Consider the following 21,478-nt stretch of genomic DNA (forward strand, 5'->3'; position numbering starts at 1 on the left):
GCGTGCTCACCGTCGACGCCCATCCCCTGTTGGATACGGTGGCCTTCGAGGCCACCTTCCCCTCGCCCCTGTCCGCGCAGCCCTCGCCCGAGTGGCTGGTGGCGCTGTTGAAGCTGGATGCCCCGGCGCCCCTGAGCGCCGATGACGCCGTGCGCGGCGCGGTGCGCGACTTGCTGCGCCACGGCGGCTACAAGCCCACGGGCCGGAGCAAGCCGGCCTCGGAGTACCTGGTGCGGGCGGCGGGGGATGGGACGCTCGGCTCCATCAACGCCGCGGTGGACGTGTGCAACGCGGTGTCGCTGCACAGCGGGCTGCCCATCAGCGTGGTGGACCCGGAGCGGGCGAAGGAGCCCCTGCGCATCGGCCTCGCGCCCGCGGGGGCCTCGTATGTCTTCAACGCCTCCGGGCAGAGCATCGACCTGGGGGGCCTGCTGTGCCTCTTCGACGCGGAGGGCCCCTGCGCCAACGCAGTGAAGGACGCGCAGCGCACCAAGACGCACGCCGGGACGCGCCGCACCCTCACCGTGCTGTGGGGGACGAAGGCCCTGCCGGGACGCACCGAGCAGGCCTTCACCTGGTACCGCGAGCTGCTCGAGCGGCTGGGGGCGACGGTGGAGCGGCGGTCCTGAGCGCGCCGGACCTCACGTCCCTGCTGGCCCAGGGGGCCCGGGCGCTGTCCGCGGCCTGGGGCCGTCCGGTGCTCCTCAGCATGCCCGAGCTGCTCAAGACGGAATCGCGCAGCGTGGTGGTGCGCGTCCAGGTGCGGGGCGGCCCGGTGCCCACCGTCATCCTCAAGCACGCCCGGGACGAGCCGGTGTGCGGGCTCGATGAGCTGGCGGGCGCGGACTTCCTCACCCGCCGGGGACTGGAGCTCGGGCCCCGCCTGCTCGCGGCCGACGTGGACGCGCGCTTCTTCGTGCTGGAGGACCTGGGACGGGGGCGCTCGCTGGAGGAGCTGCTGAACGGAGAGAATGCCCGCGCGGCCACCGGAGGGTTGATCGACACCGTGCGGCTCACCGGCCAGCTCCACACGAGCACCCTGGGCCGCCAGTCCGAGTACGAGCTCGTCCGCCAGGCGCTGCCGCCCCGGCACGAGCGGGTGCGGGTGGAGAACGCGCGCTTCCTGCTGGAGCACGAGGGACGGCTGCTGCGCTGGCTCGCGGCGGTGGACGCCGAGGCGGCCCCCGGCCTGCACGAGGACCTCGAGGACGTGGCGCGCACGCTCGCCGACCCCGGGCCCTTCCTCGCCTTCACCCACGGGGACCTCGCCCCCAGCAACGTCCTCTTCACCCCCGCCGGCCCGCGCCTGCTCGACTTCGAGTACGCGGGCATGCGGCACGCGCTGTACGACGCGCTGATGTGGCTCGTCACCGTGCCCTTCCCGGACGAGCTCGTGGCCCGCGCCGACATCAGCTACCGCATCACCCTCTCCTCCCGGTGCGAGGCGGCCCAGGTGGACTCGGCGTGGACCCGGGCCCGGGCCACGGTGGCGCTGGCGCGCACGGTGAATCTCTTCCAGTGGCTGCACCCGCGCGTGCTGGAGGAGGACCGCGAGTGGGCTCCGGGCATCTCCCAGCGCGCCGCCCTGCTGCACCACCTCGCGCGCTGCCGGGCCCTGCTCGTCCCCGCCGAGGGCTTCCCCGCCCTGGGCCGCACGTTGGCGTCGCTGGAGTCCCGCCTGCGCGAGCGCTGGAGCGTGCCGCCCTTCGTGTGGCCCGCGTTCCGCTCGCTGGAGTGACGCTCAGGGAGCCGTTCCCGGCCGCAGGGCCTTCAGGAGGAGGGCCACCATCGTGTCCGGGTCCGCCGAGGCATCCACCCGCAGCGCGTCCTCGGGCACCTCCAGCGCGGCGAGCTGGCTGTCGAGCATCGCCGCCGGCATGTAGTGGCCCCGCCGCGCCTTCAGCCGCTCGGCGATGAGCTCGCGCGGCGCCTGCAGGTACACCCAGCGTTGCAGTGCCGCGTCCACCGTCAACCGCTCCCGGTAGGTGCGCTTCAACGCCGAGCACGCCAGCACCAGGTCCTCCCCCGCCGCCAGCGTGTTCTCGAGCAGCTCGCGCAACACCGCCAGCCAGGGCTCCCGGTCCTCGTCCGTGAGGGGGATGCGCGCGGTCATCTTCGCGATGTTCTCCGGGGAGTGGAAATCGTCCGCGTCGCGGAAGTGGCACCCGAGCGCCGCGGCCAGCCGCTGTCCCACCGTCGTCTTCCCCGAGCCGGACACCCCCATCACGATGACGACCACCTGTGCGTCCTCCCACAACACCATTGCACATCCACCGCATCTGGGCAGCGAGAGCAGAAGATCGATCGAAACCCGGGAGAAGTGGAAGTTTTGATCAATCCTACTCACGTCCGGCTGAACGAATTGAGCAACTGTTCCAGCGGCCAACGGGGCGTGCGCTGGTGGGCATTGCAATGCCCTGATTTCCCGCCGTCGCCCACTCCCTGCGACACCGCTCCGGCCCGCTCCTCCCTCTCAGAAAAGGAGCATGACACTTGCAGATGTTGGGTAGCCTCCATGCACTGCGAGAACTGTTCGTCAGAACATCCCGTCAGCGCCCCGTGTATCGAGCAGGTCACCTGGACGGGAGCCGAGTCGTCGGATTCGGTTCCGAGGACGATTCCAGCCCTGTTCGATCTGCGGGGCCGCACGCTCGGGCACTACCGGCTCACCCAGCTCCTGGGCAGCGGGGGCATGGGCACGGTGTATCTCGCCGAGCAGACCACCATTGGCGCCCGGGTGGCGGTGAAGGTGCTGCACCCGGGCCTGGCGCAGGACATCCGGCTGCGCGCGCGCTTCTACGCCGAGGCGCGCACGGTCAACCTCATCGGCCACCCCAACATCGTCCGCATCTTCGATATCAACGAGTCCGAGGACGGGCTGCACTACTTCGTCATGGAGTACCTGGACGGCCTGCCCCTGTCGCGGCTGCAGCGTCCCGCGGAGCCGGAGCTGGTGGCGTGGCTGCTCGCCCAGGCGTGTGACGCGCTGGAGGCCGTCCACCGCAGCGGCGTGGTGCACCGGGATCTCAAACCGGACAACCTCCTGATGATGGAGCGCCCGGGCGAGCGCCCCACGCTCAAGGTGCTCGACTTCGGCGTGGCCAAGGCACTGCACGGCACCGGCAACCAGGAGCAGACGATGGCGGGGCAGGTGTTCGGCACCCCCGCGTACATGGCCCCGGAGCAGTGGGCGGGCCAGCCCGTGGATGGGCGCGCGGACGTCTACTCGCTGGGCGTGACGGGCTACCTGCTCCTCACCGGCCAGTTGCCCTATCCGCGCGGACAGCTCGCGGAGCTGGTGCTCTCCCCGGTGGCGCCGCCTCCGCTGCGCGCGCCCCACGAGCTGGCGCCCGCCGTGCCGGAGGCGCTCTCGAAGGCCCTGCTGCGCGCCCTCGCCCGCAACGCGTCCGAGCGCTTCGCCAACGCGCTCGAGTTCAAGAAGGCCCTGCTCGCCTCCGTGCAGCCCGCGCCCCGGCCTCAGGTGGCCCCCGCCGCACAGGCCGCGCACGAGCCCTCCAGCACGCCCATTCCCGCGCTCCCGGTCCGGTTGGATCCGAATGATCCCACGCCGCCGCCCACCTGGACGGCCCGGGTGCGCCGCGGCAAGGACGGCGGCTCGGTGGTGGTGCACTGCAACGAGCTCAGCCGCGGCGGCCTCTTCATGTGCTGCGCCGAGCCCTTCCCTCAAATCTTCACCCGCCTCGAGTTCACCCTGCTGATCGGCGGCGAGGAGGTGGAGTGTGTGGGCGAGGTGGTGCGGCACGTGGACTCGGCCCAGGCGCGCGCCTGGCGCATGTCTCCGGGCGTGGGCCTCCAGTTCATCAACCCCTCCGCCCGGCTGCGCGAGCTGCTGATGCGGCTGCACCCCGTGCGCCGTGCGTCCGCCGCCCCACAGTCCTTGGCCGTGAAAGAAGCCCTCGCGCCGTTCTGAGACACTCCGGATGTCCGATTCCCGTCAATCCAGGGGGATGGAACGTCCGGAGCAGAACGGCGGCGTGGCCATGAGCCGACGCGGCCTGTGCGCAGTGAATACCCTCATGTGCGCGATGATGCGCGGATCTGATACGGCGACCCGGGGGGGTTGGAAGCTGGTGCTCGTGTGCGCCGTATTGCTGGGGGCGTGCCGGACTCCGGACACGGCCTCGGGGACGGCGCTCTACATCACCACGGAATTCGACCCCACCCTGCTGCTCACCCAGGTGCGGGTATGGGGGACGGTGGAAGGCCAGCCCTTCGGGCCCCACGTGCTGCCGGAGCAACCGACGCGGCTGCTCTCCAGCGGCGAGACGTTGCGCGTGCTGCTGGAGGACGCCGCCAACGGCGCGCAGGCGAAGGTGTATATGGAGGGACTGCGCGACAGCGGCGTGGTGGCCCGGGGCGAGGGCAGCGCGCAGATCCGCGACGGGTACGAGGTCGCGGTCACCCTGCGGCTGGAGCCCACCAACCCGGACACCTTCTGTCTGGGGTGCGCGGGTTGCTGCAAGGACGGCGTCTGCACGGACGCCAGCCGGGACACCTGCGGCACGGGCGGAAATGCCTGCGTGACGTGTGATCCGCGGCGGACGGACACCTGTGATGGCCGAGGCGTCTGTGTGTGCGGCTCCAATCCCGCCTGCAGCGACCTGACCGTGGACCGCTGCGTGGGCGGACAGTGCAAGTGCGGGAGCAGCGGCCCCTGCGCCCAGGGTCAGGAGTGCGTGGACGGGACGTGCCGGTGCACGACCAACTCGTGCGCGGGCTGCTGCTCGGGCAACGTCTGCGAGCCGGGCAATACGAAGGACAAGTGCGGCAAGGGCGGCGAGGTGTGCCGCAAGTGCAACCGGAGCTGCAACGCGGACCGCGTCTGCAACAACTGAGCACCGCGCACTCGAGCACCGCTCACTTCACCGTGAAGGTGCGCGAGGTGCCCTGGTAGGAGCGAACCCGGCCATCCCAGCCGGACTTCCAGTCGCCCTCGTGGACGATGCGGTAGGAGCCCGGCGCCGCGTCCGGGGGAATGGCCCACTCGATGACGACGTGCGAGCAGGCCAGGGTGGGCAGACAGTAGCTGCGCCGCCACGTGTACTTCGTCTCCCAGTCCCAGTCGTACGCCACGTCCTTCCAGAAGAGGCCCTCGCGGCGCTGCACGCGCAGGAAGGTGCCCTGGAGGCGCGGATCATTCTTGGGGTGCCCGCCCCAGAAGGTGACGCGCACCGCCTCTCCCCGTGCGTAGGTCTCGCGCGCGTCGGAGAAGACGCCTCCGAAGCCCGTCCACAGCGGCTTGTCGTCGAAGAGGACGCCGGGCCGCAGCCGGCTCTGCTGGTGGCTCAGGTCGCGCGGCGTGGGCCCCGGCGGCACGGATGAGCCCTCGCGCAGGGCCCGCGCCAGCGCATCGAACTCCTGCTGGAGGGCCGCGAGCGTCCAGGGCCCGAAGTGGGTGGAGGCGCCCTCGTAGTCCTGCCGGGCGTACTCCTCGCGGGTGGCCACATAGCCGGAGTAGGCGTTGGCGAGGCCCGCGATGATCACCTCCGTCACCCCCGCGGACTCCAGCCGGGCCCGCACCGTCTCGCGCAGGCGGCGCCCCGCCATGGTCGTCAGCTCGAAGGGCACCGCCACCAGCGCCACGTTGCCCAGCGTGACGAGCTGCAGGGGCAGCACCTCGGGGCTCCACGGGAAGGGCTGCATCGAGCCCATCTCCAGCGCGATGGGCTTCTCCGCCTGGCAGCGCGTGGTGGTGGTGGTGCAGGTGAAGGCGCTCCACACGTCGTGGATGGCGGCGCACGTCGCGCCCTCGCCCCCGCCCACGCCCGGCCCGTCCTCCGCGCCCGACAGCATGGAGATGCCGAAGGCCGCCGGGCAGGTGTGCGCCGGGGTGCCTCCCGTGAAGACGGGCTGAACCTCCACGTCATCCATCTTCACGAAGACGTGCCGGTAGTCCACGCCACCGGAGAGGGGCGTGGTGGCGCTCGCGTACAGGGAGGCGGCGCGCTCGTACTGCTTGCGGCCGGAGATGGCCGTGCTCTCGAAGTCGTCCCGGCCTCCGCCGTCCTCGCCGCCGAAGATGTTGGGCGTCACATCCCCCTCGTTGCTCTGCGCGAAGGCCGCCACGAAGGTGTCCCCGGTGGCGTCGTAGCGCGTGCCCCTCGACTTCTCGAAGAGGTAGGAGGCGTATCCCTTGTTGTCGCCGCTGATGTACTGGTGCGCCTGGCCCATGGACGTGGTGTGCACCGCGAACCAGTTGATGAGCCCCACCTCCGCGCCCGAGTCCTTCGTGAAGCGCAGCAGCGTCATCCGCTTGTCCGTGTCGTACGCGTAGCGCGCGCGCTCCTCGGGCGGATTGAGCCGGTAGGCCTCGAGCGAGCGGTTGCGGCTCGCCTCGAGCAGGTCCCCCGCCGCCAGGGTGATGCGGCCCGGAGCCAGGTGCTCGTGCGCGCGGACGATGGACTGGTAGATGCCCTGGACGATGGCCTCGAAATTCTTCGGCTCGAAGCCGAACGTGCTCAGGTTGTAGAGCGCGTAGTGCGAGTAGCCGCCCGGCCCGCTGTGCGTGTGGGTGGCGCTCAGCAGCACGTTCTCGTCCGAGTAGAGCGGCCCGAAGGTGGCCTTCAGCCGGCGCACCACCTGCTGCTTCACCCCCTGGAAGACCATGCCCAGGTCCGCGCTGACGAACACCACGCGCTTGCCATTGCACGGCGAGGCGATGACGAAGGCGCGCGAGCGCAGGCGCTGGTGGATGCCGGCCGTCTGCTGCGCGAGCTCCACGTACCCCATCATCCCCACCTCGGCGGCGGGACCGGTGATGTCGTGGATGCCACTGCCGATGAGGAACGACTGCTGCCCGGCACAGGTGCCACCGAGCCCCTGCCCGCCCTGCCCCACGGGGAGGCCTCCCTCCGTGCGGACCTCGCGCGAACCGCGCTGGCCGCAAGCGGCGAGCACCAACACCAGTGCGAGCGCACCCAGACGGATGACCGGAGACGACACACCCACCTCCAGGAAGAGCCGGGCCCCGGCCCTTCCGGGAGGTTAGGAACTCACGAGGCCATCGGCAGCGTCACCCGGAAGACGGTGCCTCGCCCCAGGGTGGACGTCACGGTGATGGTGCCGCCGAGCCCCCGGATGAGCTCCCGGCTCACCGAGAGCGCCGGCCGGGCCTCGTGCGGGGTGAAGCCCGGCTCGAAGATTTGCGAGAGCTGCTCGGGAGGGAGGCCGGCCCCGGTGTCATGCACCTCGACCACCACGGAGCCACCGCCCGCCTCGCGGGTGACCAGGCGGACCTCGTTCTCCTCGGTGTCCCCCCCATCCCGCAGCGACAGCACGGCGTGGAGCACGAGGTTGAGCAGGGCCTGACGCAGCCCGCCCTCGCTGCCGGCGACGATGGCCCGGGCCCCGTAGTCGCGCACCAGCCGTCCGCGCGAGCGCAGCGTGCTGGACACCATCTGCCCCACCGAGTCGAGCAGCGAGTTCAGATCCACCGGCCCCTGGCTGGACTCGGAGCGGAAGCTGCGCAGGTGGCCGATGAGCTGGCGCAGCCGCTCGGCGCCCTCGCGCACCTCGCCCACGGCCTCGCGCCACTCGGCCACCTGGGGCGCCGGAGCGGACCCGGCGATGTCTCCCATGCTGGAGAGCAGGTAGTCGAGGTTGGCGAGCATGAAGGCCAACGGGTTGTTCATCTCGTGCGTGAAGCCCGGCACGAGCATGCCCAGGGTGGCCAGCTTGTCCGACTGCTGCAGCCGCGCCTGGAGCTGCCGGCGCTCGGTGACGTCCGTGAGCGTGCCCAGCACCTCGCCCTGACCCGTGGGCGAGCTGTGCGCGGCCAGCTCCACCCACCGGGGGCCACCGGCCGCCAGCAGTTTGAGCTCGAGCCGGAAGGAGGCCTGCACGCGCGCGGCGATGGCATCCAGCAGGGCCTGCACGCGCGGCCGCTCCTCCGGGTGCACCATCTCCGCCAGCGGCTGGCCGAGCACGTCCTCCACGGCCAGCCCGGTGAGGGCCGTCCAGGTGGGACCCAGGAAGGTGAGGTTGCCCTGACCGTCGAGGTGGAAGACGACCTCGCTGAGCTGCTCGGCGAGGAAGTGGTAGCGCAACGCGTCCGCCGACAGGCCGGAGCGGAGGCTCTCCGCGAGCGCGAGCATGCCCATACGGGACAGCGCACCAGGCGACGGGCTCTCCTCCTCGAAGGCCAGGGCCTGCGATAGCTGCTGGTACGCCATACCGCGCTCCTTTCCCCCGGGGAGCTGCTCATTCGGAGATGGAGGCCAGCATAAGGCCCACGAATGAAAGCACGTCAATTCGCGGCCGCTCCCCAGCTCCCGGTTTCTCAGGAGTTGACAGAAATACCGGGAAGCGTCCGATGGTTACTGGTCAGAATCGTCCGGTGGTGACCAGGAGGCGCTGGGAGTGCCGGAGCGGCGGCGCTCGCGGCGGTCGCCGATGACGCGGGCGGGGACGCCGGCGACGATGGCCCAGGGAGGCACGTCCCGGGTGACGACGGCGCCCATGCCGACGACGGAGTGATCGCCGAGGCGCACGCCATCGGTGATGCCGGCGTTGGCGCCCACCCACACGTCCTTGCCGAGCACGATGCCGCGGGAGGTGACGGGCTGCTCGCGCACGGGGCGGTCCGGGGCGAGGCCATGGTCGAAGGCATAGAGGGTGGCGCCGGTGGCGATGCGGCTGCCCTCGCCGATGTGGATGCCGCCGGCCCCGCCGTCGAGGCTGACGCGCGCGTTGAGACTCACACCGGCCTCGAGCACCACGGGCCCGTGCACGAAGGAGTTGGCGGCGATGCTCACGCCGGGGCCGATGATGCGGATGGTCCGGCCCGGCTCGGCGAACAGGTGGGCGTCCGGGGAGATGAAGCAGCCCTCGGCGATCTCCACCGTCTCGAGCTCGCGCAGCCTGTCCTGCACCTCCTTCTGCCAGGCCTCGGCCCAGACGCGGTGGCGCGGCTTGAGGGTGAAGTAGAGCCACGGCATCCACGAGAGGCGCTGCTTGTGCTGCTCACGGCGGCGGGCGTTGAGATCGTCCACGGCTTTTGACTACCACGGCCGCACGCGGTGGGCACGGCGCTGAGTGGGGGGGAACAGGTGTTGAGGAGGGTGACACGCCGTGCTAGCCGCATGCCCTCTACCTGAAGACCTGAATGACGCCAGCAAGACTCCTCGTCCAGATCCTCTGCGTGCTGCTCGCCTCGTGTAGCGCCACCCGCCACGGCGCTGCTCCCGCCGCCGAGGAGCTCACCCGTTATGTGCTCGTCCTCGAGGAGTCGCCCGGCGGCCAGCTCACCGGCCACTGGCGGCATGCCGAGGAGTTCGATCTTTCGTGGTACCGGTTCCCCACCAGCGCCCGTGGCTCGACGTACGGGCGCATCGTGCGCGTCGCGAAGACCTACCCGCGTGACTGTGATGCGGAGAACGACCAGTGCATTGACATGTGCATGAGCCGCCCTCTGCCTCGGGGGTTCGGACACATCAAGTCCGGGGGAAGAGGAGAGGGTGGAAAGAAGGAATGGTGCCGCGGGCAATGCCGACAAGCCTACGAAGATTGCCGGGAGTTGGAACGCCGTCAGCTCCAGGAGTTCTCGGCCGTGGATGAAGCCGTCGACTGGTTGAAGCGCCATCACCAGGGCCTGTTGGTAGGCAGCATTGTCGTCATCGCCGGAGTGGCCTTCGTCACGGTTTCCGCCGGAGCGGGGCTCGTGGTCCTCGCACCCGCGGTGCTCCTGGCATCCTGACGAGCCCTGCTCGGCTCCACATCACCAAGGCATGACATGAGACCCAAAAGCCCCGTCCTCGAAGCCATCAACCTCCTTGGTTTGATTCATGAGAAGACCGAGTCTGCGGAGGAGAAGGAATTGCTCCTCACCGCGGCCGACGCGCTCGGATTCATCAACATGACGGGCCAGCAGTACGAGTTCGACGACTACCGCCAGGAGTTCAGAACCGAGGGGCCCGAGATGGTCGTCGCCTCCTTCGCAACACGCGAAGAGGCGGGGGCGTGGCTGAAGAATCATCCCCGACCGCCCTACATGGCCCTCGTGCTGATCGCGGACCAGTACCACATCGTCATGTATGACCGTGATGACAACTTCCGCAAGCTGGTCTCCACCTACTCCATCGAGTACCACTTCGAGGAGATGATGAAGGACGGCCATCCTCCGCCGCCGGTCGCCAGCTTCGATACCCGGGAGCAGGCCCGGGCCTGGTTCTACAGTCTGCCCGAGCGGCCTTCACAGGCCGTCCTCCAACTCGGGGGCGAGCCCTATCTCGCGGCGTACCACCGCAATATCGATCACCTCGCCTTCCACCCCTTCTCGCTCTTCGAGCAGTTCGAGGAGTGGCGCAAGACGCTGGACAGGAAGAAGGAGACGGAGGAACCCGAGCCGCAATCCTGAGTGGCCTCGGCCCTACCTTGAAGACCTTGATGGCCCCAGCAAGACTCGTCGTCCCACTCCTCTGCGTGCTGCTCGCCTCGTGTAGCGCCACCCGCTACGGCGCCGCTCCCGCCGCCGTGGAGCTCACCCGCTACGTGCTCGTTCTCGAGGAGTCGCCCGGCGGCCAGCTCACCGGCCACTGGCGGCATGCCGAGGAGTTCGACCTTTCGTGGTACCGGTTCCCCACGAGCGCCCGTGAATCGACCTACGGACGCATCGTGCGCGTCGCGAAGACCTACCTGCGGGACTGTGATGCGGAGAACGACCAGTGCATCGAGATGTGCATGAGCCGCCCTCTTCCTCGGGGATTCGGACACACGACGTCCGGGGGAAGGGGAAAGGGTGGAAAGCGGGAGTGGTGCACCACGCAATGCATGCAACCCTACCGCGATTGCCAGGAGCTGGAACGTCTCCGGCCCCAGGAGTTTTTCGCCGTTGACGAAGCGGTTGATTGGTTGAAGCGCAACCATCAGGCAATCCTGGTGGGAAGCACTGTCATCATCGCAGGGGTTGCTTTCGTCACGGTTTCAGCCGGTGCAGGGCTCGTGGTCCTCGCACCAGCGGTGCTTCTGGCTACATGAGAAGCCCTGCTCGAACTTCCTGTCACGGTGCCCTATGGAAATCGGAAAACTCATCTTCGAAGCAATCAACCTCCTTGGTTTGATTCACGAAAAGACCCAGTCCCCAGAGGAGAAGGAGTTGCTTCTCGCAGCGGCCGAAGCCCTCAGGTTCATCAATACGACCGGCCAGCAGTATGAGTTCGAGGACTACCGCGAGGATCTCGGGACCGAAGGCCCCGCCCAGGTCATCGCCGCTTTCGCAACGCACCAGGAGGCGGAGGCCTGGCTGAACAACCATCCCAGACCGCCTCATTCAGCATTTGTGCTGATCGCGGATGAGTATCACACCGTCTACTACTGGCGTGATCGCAATCTCCGGAGAATGCCCTCCACTCATGCTGTCGAGTACTACCTTGAGGAGATGATGCGTGACGGCCGTCCTCCGCCGCCGGTTACCACCTTCGACACGCGGGAGCAGGCCCGGGCCTGGTTCTACAGTCTGCCCGAGCGGCCCTCACAGGCCGTCATCCAACTCGGGGGCGAGCCCTATCTCGCGGCCTACCACCGCAACATCGATCACCTCGCCTTCCACCCCTTCTCCCTCTTCGAGCGCTTCCAAGAGTGGCGCAAGACGCTGGACGAGAAGAAGGAGACGGAGGAACCCGAGCCGCGCTCCTGATCCCGCTTCATCCCCCACCACCGCCGGAAGGGCCCCGGGCGGACAGGCGGGCCCCGTCTCAAGAAGTCCTGTGAAGCGTCCATGTGGTCGGGCATGGTTGGCGCGAGTCTCCTGTCCGGAGAACGAACCCATGAAGGCTGCCCCCCCGCATCCCCAGGAGGAAGCGCGCCTCGCCGCGCTGGATACCCTCGAGATCCTCGATACGCTGCCGGAGTCCGGCTTCGACGAGCTGACGCGCCTGGCCTCGCAGCTCTGCGGAACTCCCATCGCCCTGGTGTCCCTGGTGGACCACTACCGGCAGTGGTTCAAGTCCCGCGTCGGGCTGGACACCCCCGAGACGCCCCGCGACCTGGCCTTCTGCGCCCACGCCATCCTCGGCGAGCAGCTCTTCGTGGTGGAGGACTCCCACAACGACGAGCGCTTCCATGACAACCCGCTCGTCACCGATGGACCGCACGTGCGCTTCTACGCCGGCATCCCCATCAAGGGCGCGAACGGCCTCAACATGGGCACCCTGTGCGTCATCGACCACCAGCCGCGCCGGCTCACCCCGGAGCAGGAGCATGCGCTGTCCGTGCTCGGGCACCAGGTGGAGGCCCAGCTCCTGCTGCGGCTGCGGGTGCGCGAGCTGGAGCGGCGCGAGGCGGAGCTGCGCTCGCAGCGCGACACCCTCGCCAGCGTCCAGCGCCAGAAGGACGAGCTCCTCCACAAGGTGATGCGCGACTTCAAGGCGCCCCTCTCCAGCATCCTCACCAATTCCGCCTTCACGCTCTACCGCCCGCACCTGCCCGACGAGGTGCTGCGCGCCACGCGCGACATCCGCGACGCGGCCGACGTCCTGCACCGCACCGTCTCCAACCTGCTGGACGCCAGCGGCGACGAAACGGCCCTCCCCCTCCACGCCACGCGGTTCGACGCCCACCTGCTGCTCTCCGAGGTGGCGCGCGACTTCCAGCAGCGCCTGGTGAGCTTCCCCACGCCGCTTCACCCAGACCGTCAAGCTGGTGGAGCCGCTCCTCACCGCCGACCGGGAGCTGCTGCGCCGCGTGCTCGTCAACCTGCTGGACAACTCCTTCCAGTACACCGCGCTGGGCAGCAGCCGGGTGACGCTCGAGGCCTCCAACCCCGAGCCCGGCCTGCTCGAGCTGCGGGTGCGCGATGAGGGCCCGGCCATCTCCCCCGCCGCGCGCGCCCACCTCTTCGACGCCCACCTGCCCGACGAGCACACCCCCGGCTCCGGACGGGCCGAGGGCAGCAACCGGCTCGCGCTCGCCTTCTGCCGCCGCGCCATCCAGGCCCACGGCGGCTGGCTCTGGGTGGAGGACAACCACCCCAAGGGCGTGGCCTTCTGCCTCCGGCTGCCCGTGCGCCTCCACGGGCCCCTGTTCTCCGGCTCATGAAGGCTCGGTCTCGCCCCGGGACTCCTCGCGCAGCCCGGGGCTGCGCCGCTTGACGGCCCGGGCCACCACCGCCACCAGCAATGCCCACGCCAGCCCCGCCATCCACCCGCCCAGCACGTCCGTCGGGTAGTGCACCCCGAGGTACACCCGCGTCAGGCCGATGAGCAGCGTGAACATCAGCGCCACCCCCACCAGGTACGCCCGCAGCCACCGCCGCTCCACCAACTGCGCCAGCAACGCCCCCAGCGTCAGGTAGACGATCGCCGACAGCATCGCGTGCCCGCTGGGAAAGCTCTCCGTCAGCACGTGCGTGAGGTGCGGCACCACCGTGGGCCTCGGCCGGGCGAACAGGCTCTTGAGGAGCGTGTTCACCAGCGCCCCGCCCACCGTCGAGCCCACCACCAGCGCCAGCGTCCTCCAGCGCCGCACCAGCGCCAGGAAGCCCCCCACCGCGCCCACCACCAGCGCCAGCACCGACACGCCGCCCAGCGCCGTCACGTCCCGCGCCGCCTCGGCCAGCCACGGCGGGCCCCGCGGCTCCGCCGGGTTGTCCGCGCGCCTCAGCGACAGCAGCACCCGCTCGTCGAAGTGTTGCGTCTCCTGCTCTCGCACCTCGTCCGATAGCGCGATGAACCCCAGCCCCATCGCCACCAGCGTCAACAGCGTGGCCAGCAGCCCGATACCGTCGGTTCCCATCCTTGCGTGGAAGCGTTCCCACGAGCTTCGCAGGGTGAGTCGCATGGTCCCACTATGGCCATACACCCGGTGCGCTCCTACCTTCACGGAGCCTTCGCCACTCCCCCCTCCTGCCTCGCACCGTCCATGCGTGTGCTCCCCGACACTATGCCCCCGTGATTCGTGCGCTCGACGGCAGACGGCGCCGGGTGCACTTGGGATTGGAGGGCGCGATCACCAGATTGTCCGCACCATGTTGTGATCGAGCCGGGCACGTCAGGCGCTCGGAATAACGTTTCCGGGCGCCCTTCCCGGCCAGATCTTGGGAGTGATGTCCCCATGAATGCTTTCGCTACCGCTACCGCTACTCCTCCGAACTTCAAGACGGGCCTCATCAACAAGGTCTTCTTCATCCGCTGGGAGCAGCCGCCCAGCCCGCAGGACCTGTTCGTCGTGGACAAGCGCTTCCGCGAGTCCTACGAGGCGTACCGCCAACAGCTCTCCGTCGTCATCACCACCGGGGCCAAGGCCCGGGTGCCCAACGGCGAGCAGCGCAAGGGCCTCTTCAAGCTGCTGGAGGACAACCGCAAGTACATCTGCGAGCTCCACCTGCTCATGGAGGGCAACGAGCTGCAGCACAACCTGCAGCGCATCATCGCCTCGGCGCAGCTCATCGTGACGCGCATCTACGACAACAACTACGCGCGCCTGCACAAGAAGGCGGATGACATCGCCCCCTTCCTCACCAGCCGCCTGAAGGTGGACGGCAACCGCATCATCCACGACGCGCGCCTGCTGGGGCTGCTCGCCTGACCCCAGCAGGGGGCGCGGGGCCCGGCGCCTACCGGGCCATGCAGACGTAGTAGTTCTCGCCGTAGTAGTCGTCGCTGTCGGCCGCGAGCGTGCGCGAGAAGCCCAGGCGCCGCAGCGTGTCCACCAGCGCGTCCGGCTCGAAGAAGGTCACCATCTCGTTGGGATCGGTGACCAGCCGGCGCGTCACGTCGACGTGGTAGGCGGTGGCGGCCTGCAGCGCCTCGTCCCAGCGCCCTTCCGCCTTCCACTCCTCGATGGAATTCACCATCACCTTGCGCAGGTCCGGCCGCTGCCGGGGCCCCGTGGTGATGACCACACCGCCCGGCTTGAGGTGCTCGAGGCTCTGGCGCAGCACCTCCTCCGGCTCGCGCACGTAGAAGAGGACGTTGTTGAGCAGCACCACGTCCGCCTCGCCCGGCACCTCGCGGGGGAAGGTGCGCACGTCCCCCTCCATCACCTTCCAGCGCCGGCGTGCCTCCTCGGGCGCCCGGGCCTGCTTGCCCACGGCCAGCTCGAGCATCGCCAGGTTGTTGTCGAAGCCCACCACCGTGTGCCCGCGCTCGACGAGCGGCTGGCTCACCAGCCCCGTGCCACACCCGGCGTCGATGATGTACTTGCGTCCCTCGGTGTCGCGCAGAATCTTCGCGACCATCCGGCGGTAGCAGTTGAGCTGGGAGCAGATGGCGTCATAGCTCCTCGCGAACTCGGTCCAGATGTTGTCGACCACGGCGGCCCTCGCTCTGGCCCGGGGCCATCCCGGGCAAGGGCTCACAATCTAAGGAGCCGGACAAAGGCCGGGAGTCCCCCAAAAGAAACGGGCCCCGCGTCTCCGCGAGGCCCGGGCACCGGGGCGACGGCAACGCCCCACGCGCTCAGTGCTTCTTCATCCACTGGTAGATGGGCTCCCACACGTCCGCTGCGGCGTCGCGGGCCAGGAACAGGTCCGCATGGCCATAGTCGGCGACGCGGGGCATGCCCGGCTTGTGCACCAGGTGGACGCTCACGTCCTTGCTGCCCAGCAGCTTCGTGCTGTGCACGCCGTAGCTGCCAAAGCCGCCCGCGGCGCCCACGTACAGCACCGGCACCTTCACCTGCGCCAGGTGGTCGTCATACGGCAGGCTCGCATCGCCGCACATCATCCGCTCGCTCTCCACCAGCTCCGTGAAGCTCTGGTAGGGACGGGCGGTGCTGAGGAAGTCGAAGAACGGCTGCGGATCCACGTGCTGCAGCCCCGCCGGCAGACCGTCCGAGCCGAACGCGCCCGCGGTGAAGTGATAGAAGGGCACCGCCGGCTGGATGCCGAACGCCTCATTGGTGAGCAGCGAGAAGGTCGCCGCCCCCACGGTGAGGCCGAGCTGCCGGAAGTTCATCGGCGGCAGCTCGACGCCCGGAATCTGCGCGGGGGCGTCCGGCCAGTAGGTGGCCGCCTGCCCCACCTGGAGGATGGACATGCCCGCGCCCGGCCCCGACAGGTTGCCCTCGACGCGGCCCGACTGCAGCACCAGGCCGCCCACGGCCGCGCGCACGCAGGCCCACAGGCGCTGCTGCTCGGCCTCGGGCCCGAACTTCATCACCATGTCCACCGGGATGAAGCCGCTCACGTGGCGCCGGCCCGGCGGAAGCTGCGTCTCCGCGTTCATGTAGGCGTAGGACACCAGCGCCCCGCGGCTCCAGCCCAGCAGGTTCATCTTCTTGTTGCCGCTGCCCGTCAGCGTCCGCACCGCCCGCGCCACCGTCAGGCCCGTGCCCACGTCCTGGGCGTGCGTGCCCAGGTTCCAGCCCTTCATGAAGGAGAAGTCCTGCGTCTCCAGGGGCGTGTGCGTCCAGCGCAGATCGATGCCCCACACGTCCACGCCCTTCTTCGCCAGGTACACGGCGATGGAGTGGCGGTCATCGGCCTCGGCCGAGAGCGTGCTGGCCATGAAGGCGCCCTGGAAGTTCCACGCGTCGCCGTGCACCAGGAAGAGGGACTCGGGGGCGCGCACCGGCCGCCCCGCGGCCTTCTCGCGCACCACGCGGTGCAGGGTGATGACGTCGTTGGCCGTGCGGCCCACGCTCAGGCGGATGCGGTAGTGGTAGACGTCGTCCACCACGTGCTCGCGCTCGAAGCCGCTCGCGAAGCGCGCCCCCTCCGTCCCCACCAGGCAGGCCGGGCAGTCGGAGAGCTGAAGCATGGATTGCTCCTGCCCCAGCTCCTCAGCCGCGGCAGGCAACGTCTCGGAGACGGGAGTCTCGGCACCGCACCCCACCAGCGAGAGCAGGGCAATCGGGACGATGTGGCGGAGATTGAAGCGCATGAGTTCCTCAAAAAAGAGTTTCTTCCAGGCCAGTGAAGCAACGTTGCTGCCACCCGGCCCACTCCACTTGCGCGGGACGGAGAGCAGGAACCGCGCCAACCCCCCAAGCCCTCGAAAAGACTGGAACGCCCTCGCGAACGTGCCGTCACTGCTGAAACATGACGTTTATATTAAACAAAGGAAAGCCTGATTTTCAAAGGGTTCGGAGATAACGCGTCGAAGTTGAAACTCGTGCTTCAAGAATGAATCAGAATTCGTGCAATTCGCGCGAGGCATGACAGCCATGTCCGCTCCGGGGGGCCGGGGGGCACGACACCCCTGTCCGGAAGTCGCTTGAAGGCGTGAACGGGAGCCGCACACACGGCTTGTGAGCCTCGGCGCGCCGGGCCCACACTCCGCGCCGTTGGAGGAGAGCCGCCCGAGGAGAGCCCATGAGCTTCGCCACCGTCGACCCCACCACCGGAAGGACGCTGCGCACCTTCCCCGCCCACACGCCGGACGAGGTGGAGCAGCGGCTGCGGCGGGCCGAGGAGACGTTCCACACCTTTCGCCACACCTCGCTGGCGGAGCGCGCCGGGTGGATGCGCCGGGCGGCGGAGCTGCTGGAGGGCGAGGCGGACGCCTACGGGCGGATGATGACGCAGGAGATGGGCAAGCCGCTGGAGGCCGCGCGCGCCGAGGCCCGCAAGTGCGCCACGGCCTGCCACTACTACGCGGAGAACGCCGAGCGCTTCCTCGCGGACGAGCCGGTGGAGACGCCGCCGGACAAGAGCTTCGTGCGCTACCAGCCGCTCGGGCCGGTGCTGGCCATCATGCCGTGGAACTTCCCCTTCTGGCAGGTGGTGCGCTTCGCCGCCCCCGCGCTCATGGCCGGCAACGTGGGGCTGCTCAAGCACGCGCACAACGTGCCCCAGTGCGCGCTCGCGCTCGAGGAGCTCTTCCTGCGCGCGGGCTTCCCCCAGGGGGTGTTCCAGTCCTTGCTGGTGGACGTGGCGGGGGTGCGCCGGCTGATTGAAGACGCTCGCATCCGCGCGGTGACGCTCACCGGCAGCGAGGGCGCCGGGCGCGACGTGGGCCAGCGCTCGGGCCAGCAGCTCAAGAAGGTGGTGCTGGAGCTGGGCGGGAGTGACCCGTTCGTGGTGCTGCCCAGCGCGGACCTGGACAAGGCGGTGGAGACGGCGGTGAAGGCGCGCCTCATCAACAACGGCCAGTCCTGCATCGCCGCCAAGCGCTTCATCGTCACCGAGCCCATCCATGGTGAGTTCGAGCGCCGCTTCGTCGAGCGGATGCGCCGCGCGGTGGTGGGAGACCCATTGGACGCGAAGACGGAGGTGGGCCCGCTCGCCATGGAGAGCATCCGCGACGGGCTGCACGCGCAGGTGGAGCGCAGCGTGGCCGCGGGCGCGAAGCTGCTGCTGGGAGGACTCAAGCCCTCGGGGCCGGGCTTCTGGTACCCGCCCACCGTGCTGGCCAATCCGCCGCCGGGCTCTCCGGCCTATACGGAGGAGATGTTCGGCCCGGTGGCCGTGCTCTTCCGCGCGAAGGATGCCCGGGACGCGCTGCGCATCGCCAACGACTCACCCTACGGGCTGGGCTCGAGCGTGTGGACGCGCGACGAGGCCGAGCAGCAGCTCTTCATCGACGGGCTGGAGGCGGGCACGGTGGCCGTCAACGGCATGGTGGCGAGTGATCCGCGCCTGCCCTTCGGCGGGGTGAAGGCCTCGGGCCACGGGCGCGAGCTGGCGCGCCACGGGCTGCTCGAGTTCCTCAACATCAAGACGGTGCGCCTGTCCGACCCGTCGGGGCCCGCGCCCGCGCAGACGCAGGCCCAGGCGAGCGAGTAGGCCGCCCAGCAGTCCACCTCCCTGGCGCTGGCCAGGCAGATGAACGATAAAGCAGGGTGCGGACGCGGGCACCGGCCGGGGGACCCGCCACAGCGGCCTGCCCATCCTTCTTTCCCCTCCTTCTTGAAGGAGGGATGCACCGCATCCCCGGGCCGGCGAAAACAGGACGTCCCCCATGCATGAGCGGCATGTCGCGCTTCTCCCGGTGCTGTTGCTGTTGTCCGGCTGCGACTTCCTGAAGCCCCACGAGCCCTCCGGCCACCCACCGGGGGCCCCGCTGAACGTGACCGCCCAGAACGGACCGTTCCACACTCCCGAGCCCCGTGCGGCGGAGGTGACCTGGGAGGCACCGGAGGACGTAGGCGGCAGCCCCATCACCGGCTACACCGTGACGGCGGACCCGGGAGGGCTCACCGTCACCACGGGTGGGGAGACCTCCGTGTGGATGACGGGACTCACTCCCGCCACCTCCTATACGTTCAAGGTGTACGCCACCAACAGCAGGGGGCGAGGACCGGACTCGGAGCCCTCCCAGCCCCTCGTGCTCCCCGCGCCCCCGGGAGCGCCCACCGGGGTGAAGGCACTGCTGGGAGATGGCTATGCGATCGTGAGTTGGGGCCCCACGCCGGTCCCGGGCCCCTCCGCCTGTGGCCGCTTCGCGACGCTGACGTGCATCCAATCCTTCACCGTCACGGCGCAGCCCGGTGGAGCCACCGTGACCGTCGAGCAGCCCAACACACTGGACCAGACGAGCTACACGCGCCGCGCTGGCAACAGCCACGCCGTGTTGACCGGCCTGACGAATGGGACGGCCTACACCTTCACCGTCCAGGCCACCAACGGCGTGGGAACCGGACCCGCCTCGAGCCCCACCCCGCCCGCCGTGGCCCGCTGCTCCACCTTCGCCCAGCAGGAGCGCTTTCCCCTGACACCTCCCCCGGGCAACACCCTGGGGGCCACCGAGCTCGCGACCGGTGACGTGAATGGTGATGGGCGTCCGGAGGTGCTCTCCGTGGGCACCTCCGTGGACGTGCTGCTCAACGAGGGCGGTGGACACCTGTCGGCCCCCAACAGCCTGGCCCAGGGGGACTTCTCCTCGGTGGCCCTCGCGGACCTGGATGGAGATGGCCGGGTGGACATCGCCACCGTCGAGGGCAGCAACATCCGGATCTTCCACAACACCGGAGGTGGCACCTTCACGGCCCAGACGTCGCACACCGCGGGGAGCAGCGCCAGGCTGGGCCCGGTCGCCGCCGCGGATCTGAACGGCGATGGCCGGATGGACCTGGTGACCTCCGGCGACCAGTTCGTGCGGGTGCTCCTCAATACGGGAGAGAACACCTTCGCCCCCCCGGCCACCTACGCCATGAAGACGAGTGCCCGGGGCCGTCTCGCCCTGGGCGACCTGAACGCGGACGGCAAGAGCGACATGGCCATCCTGGATGGCACGGACCTGAGCGTGTTCCTCAACGCGGGCAACGGGACCTTCGGCCCCCCCATGCACCTGGAGGTGGGCACCTCCGCCATCACCGCCTCCGGACCGGGCTCGCTGGGCATCGCCGACATGAATGGCGATGGCTGGCCGGAGCTGGTCACCTCCGCGCAGGACGTGTTCGTGTTCTTCAACCAGGGGAACGGCACCTTCGGAGCCGCGCGGCGCTTCAGTACCTGGCCCTTTCCAGCACGAGCGAGCGTCGTCGGCGATGTGGACCGGGACGGAGCACGGGACGTGGTCATCGGAATGCAGGGCTTGTTCAGCCCCCAGTATTCCCTCACCCCCAACGTCGTGGCCGTCATGTTCAACGACGGCCAGGGCCACCTCGGTGCGCCAGTCCCCTTCCCGAGCCAGACGGCTCCCGACTTCCTGGCCCTCGAGGATCTCGATGGCGATGGCGGGCTGGAGGTCGCCGTGAGCTACGCGAGCTTGAACGCCCACGAGCTCAGCCTCCTGCGCTCCTGCCACCCATAAGCCCTGGCCAGGCGGCTAGCGTGTCCGCACCCGCTCCGGGGGCGGCGCGTCGCGGTGGACTTCCTCCAGGGCCTCGGCCACCGCGTCCATCTCCAGGCCGAGCTGCTCCACGCTGCGGCGCAGGCCCGCCCCCGCCACGTCCGCTCCCGCCGCGTCCGCCGAGCGCACCCGCAGCACCTGCGTGTAGAGGTTCTCCAGCGTGTAATACAGACGCATGTGCTCGGCCTCCAGCCGCGAGGCCGCCGTCGCCAGCTCCGCCCGCTGCTTGCGCTGCTCGTCCAACAGCCGCAACGCCCCCTCCAGCCGCTCCTTCACCACCCCGTCCCGCTCGGCCTCCACCCGCGCCGCCAGCCGCGCGCGCTCCTCCTCCAGCCGGCGCTCCTCCTCGGGCGGGCTCAACGCGCGCAGCTCCCGCTCCCGGCGCGCCAGCTCGTGGCAGCTCTTGCGCAGCCCCTCCACCGTCTGCTCCGGCTGGTGCACCACCTCCCGCAGCACCCCCGGCCCCGCGCGAAACTCCGCCAGCAGCTTGTCGCACAGCCCGTCCACCCGCGCCGTCCTCGGATCCTCCGCCTGACGGGGCGCCTCGGCCTGGCCCTTGCCCGGGGCCTCGGGCGCCGCCTCCCGCGCCGTCTCCCCCGTGCCCTGCCGCGGCCCCTCCTGGAGCTGCCGGTGCTGCCGGGCGCGGCCGAGAATCCCCGCCGACGCCGCCCCCATGCCCAGCGCCACGAAGATGAGCCACCACAGCTCGTGCACGTTGAGGACCGCCATCCCCGCCATCACCAGCGCCGCCAGCGCGAACACCCACCCCATCAGCGGGTTGGCCTCCT

General features: G+C 69.7%; 21 protein-coding genes. 13 read left to right on the forward strand and 8 right to left on the reverse strand.

Annotation, left to right across the window (positions count from 1 at the left end):
- Nucleotides 1–2: 2 nt before the first annotated feature.
- Both ACN28I_RS25045 and ACN28I_RS25050 read left to right on the forward strand, forming a co-directional pair.
- Nucleotides 3–629 (forward strand): hypothetical protein, encoded by a 627-nt coding sequence (locus ACN28I_RS25045; protein WP_420944458.1) that lies wholly within the window; start codon nucleotides 3–5, stop codon nucleotides 627–629.
- Between the two features lie 80 nt (nucleotides 630–709).
- Nucleotides 710–1,738 (forward strand): phosphotransferase, encoded by a 1,029-nt coding sequence (locus ACN28I_RS25050; protein ID WP_420944459.1) that lies wholly within the window; start codon nucleotides 710–712, stop codon nucleotides 1,736–1,738.
- Between the two features lie 3 nt (nucleotides 1,739–1,741).
- On the opposite strand, the gene ACN28I_RS25055 is transcribed toward ACN28I_RS25050, so the two are convergent.
- Nucleotides 1,742–2,263, reverse strand: coding sequence for a gluconokinase (locus ACN28I_RS25055; protein ID WP_420944460.1), 522 nt, complete (start codon nucleotides 2,261–2,263; stop codon nucleotides 1,742–1,744).
- Nucleotides 2,264–2,515: 252 nt separating this feature from the next.
- On the opposite strand from ACN28I_RS25055, the gene ACN28I_RS25060 reads away from it, so the two are divergent.
- Both ACN28I_RS25060 and ACN28I_RS25065 read left to right on the forward strand, forming a co-directional pair.
- The gene (locus tag ACN28I_RS25060) at nucleotides 2,516–3,931 is read left to right on the forward strand and encodes a serine/threonine-protein kinase (RefSeq protein WP_420944461.1); all 1,416 of its coding nucleotides are present in this window, start codon (nucleotides 2,516–2,518) and stop codon (nucleotides 3,929–3,931) included.
- 70 nt (nucleotides 3,932–4,001) lie between these two features.
- Nucleotides 4,002–4,856, forward strand: a complete 855-nt coding sequence (locus ACN28I_RS25065; protein WP_420944462.1) for a hypothetical protein — start codon at nucleotides 4,002–4,004, stop codon at nucleotides 4,854–4,856.
- A gap of 22 nt (nucleotides 4,857–4,878) precedes the next feature.
- Here the strand turns inward: ACN28I_RS25065 and ACN28I_RS25070 are convergent, their stop codons facing one another.
- From ACN28I_RS25070 to ACN28I_RS25080, 3 genes are all read right to left on the reverse strand, one after another.
- A complete protein-coding gene (locus tag ACN28I_RS25070) occupies nucleotides 4,879–6,963 on the reverse strand; it encodes a neutral/alkaline ceramidase (RefSeq protein WP_420944463.1) in 2,085 nt (694 codons plus the stop codon).
- Between the two features lie 50 nt (nucleotides 6,964–7,013).
- Nucleotides 7,014–8,192 carry a two-component system sensor histidine kinase NtrB gene (locus ACN28I_RS25075; RefSeq protein ID WP_420944464.1) on the reverse strand — a complete coding sequence of 393 codons (1,179 nt, stop codon included), beginning with the start codon at nucleotides 8,190–8,192 and terminating at the stop codon, nucleotides 7,014–7,016.
- A gap of 144 nt (nucleotides 8,193–8,336) precedes the next feature.
- On the reverse strand, nucleotides 8,337–8,957 hold the full coding sequence (locus tag ACN28I_RS25080; protein ID WP_420948710.1) for an acyltransferase: 621 nt from the start codon (nucleotides 8,955–8,957) through the stop codon (nucleotides 8,337–8,339).
- A gap of 167 nt (nucleotides 8,958–9,124) precedes the next feature.
- Here ACN28I_RS25080 and ACN28I_RS25085 point away from each other — a divergent pair, with 167 nt between their 5' ends.
- The 6 genes from ACN28I_RS25085 (at nucleotide 9,125) to ACN28I_RS25110 (ending at nucleotide 13,053) form a co-directional block, all read left to right on the forward strand.
- Entirely contained in the window at nucleotides 9,125–9,715 is a 591-nt protein-coding gene (locus ACN28I_RS25085) for a hypothetical protein (protein ID WP_420944465.1), read from the forward strand.
- Between the two features lie 120 nt (nucleotides 9,716–9,835).
- Nucleotides 9,836–10,375 (forward strand): head protein, encoded by a 540-nt coding sequence (locus ACN28I_RS25090; protein WP_420944466.1) that lies wholly within the window; start codon nucleotides 9,836–9,838, stop codon nucleotides 10,373–10,375.
- A gap of 17 nt (nucleotides 10,376–10,392) precedes the next feature.
- Complete coding sequence (locus ACN28I_RS25095; RefSeq protein WP_420944467.1) at nucleotides 10,393–10,995, forward strand: hypothetical protein; 603 nt, start codon at nucleotides 10,393–10,395, stop codon at nucleotides 10,993–10,995.
- A 34-nt stretch (nucleotides 10,996–11,029) separates the two neighbouring features.
- On the forward strand, nucleotides 11,030–11,653 hold the full coding sequence (locus tag ACN28I_RS25100; protein WP_420944468.1) for a head protein: 624 nt from the start codon (nucleotides 11,030–11,032) through the stop codon (nucleotides 11,651–11,653).
- Between the two features lie 130 nt (nucleotides 11,654–11,783).
- On the forward strand, nucleotides 11,784–12,815 hold the full coding sequence (locus tag ACN28I_RS25105; protein WP_420944469.1) for a GAF domain-containing protein: 1,032 nt from the start codon (nucleotides 11,784–11,786) through the stop codon (nucleotides 12,813–12,815).
- Nucleotides 12,700–13,053 (forward strand): sensor histidine kinase, encoded by a 354-nt coding sequence (locus tag ACN28I_RS25110; RefSeq protein WP_420944470.1) that lies wholly within the window; start codon nucleotides 12,700–12,702, stop codon nucleotides 13,051–13,053. The genes ACN28I_RS25105 and ACN28I_RS25110 overlap by 116 nt, the downstream gene beginning before the upstream one ends.
- Here the strand turns inward: ACN28I_RS25110 and ACN28I_RS25115 are convergent.
- A complete protein-coding gene (locus ACN28I_RS25115) occupies nucleotides 13,048–13,749 on the reverse strand; it encodes a phosphatase PAP2 family protein (RefSeq protein ID WP_420944471.1) in 702 nt (233 codons plus the stop codon). The two genes, ACN28I_RS25110 and ACN28I_RS25115, sit on opposite strands and share 6 nt — an antisense overlap.
- Before the next feature lie 318 nt (nucleotides 13,750–14,067).
- On the opposite strand from ACN28I_RS25115, the gene ACN28I_RS25120 reads away from it, so the two are divergent.
- Nucleotides 14,068–14,541: a DofA protein gene (locus ACN28I_RS25120; protein ID WP_420944472.1), complete on the forward strand. Its 474-nt coding sequence runs from the start codon at nucleotides 14,068–14,070 to the stop codon at nucleotides 14,539–14,541.
- A 28-nt stretch (nucleotides 14,542–14,569) separates the two neighbouring features.
- Here ACN28I_RS25120 and ACN28I_RS25125 read toward each other — a convergent pair whose 3' ends face one another.
- Both ACN28I_RS25125 and ACN28I_RS25130 read right to left on the reverse strand, forming a co-directional pair.
- Nucleotides 14,570–15,268: a class I SAM-dependent methyltransferase gene (locus ACN28I_RS25125; RefSeq protein WP_420944473.1), complete on the reverse strand. Its 699-nt coding sequence runs from the start codon at nucleotides 15,266–15,268 to the stop codon at nucleotides 14,570–14,572.
- A 145-nt stretch (nucleotides 15,269–15,413) separates the two neighbouring features.
- The gene (locus ACN28I_RS25130) at nucleotides 15,414–16,838 is read right to left on the reverse strand and encodes a hypothetical protein (RefSeq protein WP_420944474.1); all 1,425 of its coding nucleotides are present in this window, start codon (nucleotides 16,836–16,838) and stop codon (nucleotides 15,414–15,416) included.
- Nucleotides 16,839–17,269: 431 nt separating this feature from the next.
- Between ACN28I_RS25130 and ACN28I_RS25135 the strand changes: the two genes are divergently transcribed.
- Nucleotides 17,270–18,682 carry an NAD-dependent succinate-semialdehyde dehydrogenase gene (locus ACN28I_RS25135; protein WP_420944475.1) on the forward strand — a complete coding sequence of 471 codons (1,413 nt, stop codon included), beginning with the start codon at nucleotides 17,270–17,272 and terminating at the stop codon, nucleotides 18,680–18,682.
- 175 nt (nucleotides 18,683–18,857) lie between these two features.
- Nucleotides 18,858–20,651, forward strand: a complete 1,794-nt coding sequence (locus ACN28I_RS25140) for an FG-GAP-like repeat-containing protein (protein ID WP_420944476.1) — start codon at nucleotides 18,858–18,860, stop codon at nucleotides 20,649–20,651.
- A 15-nt stretch (nucleotides 20,652–20,666) separates the two neighbouring features.
- Here ACN28I_RS25140 and ACN28I_RS25145 read toward each other — a convergent pair whose 3' ends face one another.
- Nucleotides 20,667–21,461, reverse strand: a complete 795-nt coding sequence (locus tag ACN28I_RS25145; protein WP_420944477.1) for a hypothetical protein — start codon at nucleotides 21,459–21,461, stop codon at nucleotides 20,667–20,669.
- Between the last annotated feature and the right edge of the window lie 17 nt (nucleotides 21,462–21,478).

The organism is Archangium gephyra, assembly GCF_049060025.1.
GTDB lineage: Bacteria > Myxococcota > Myxococcia > Myxococcales > Myxococcaceae > Archangium > Archangium gephyra_A.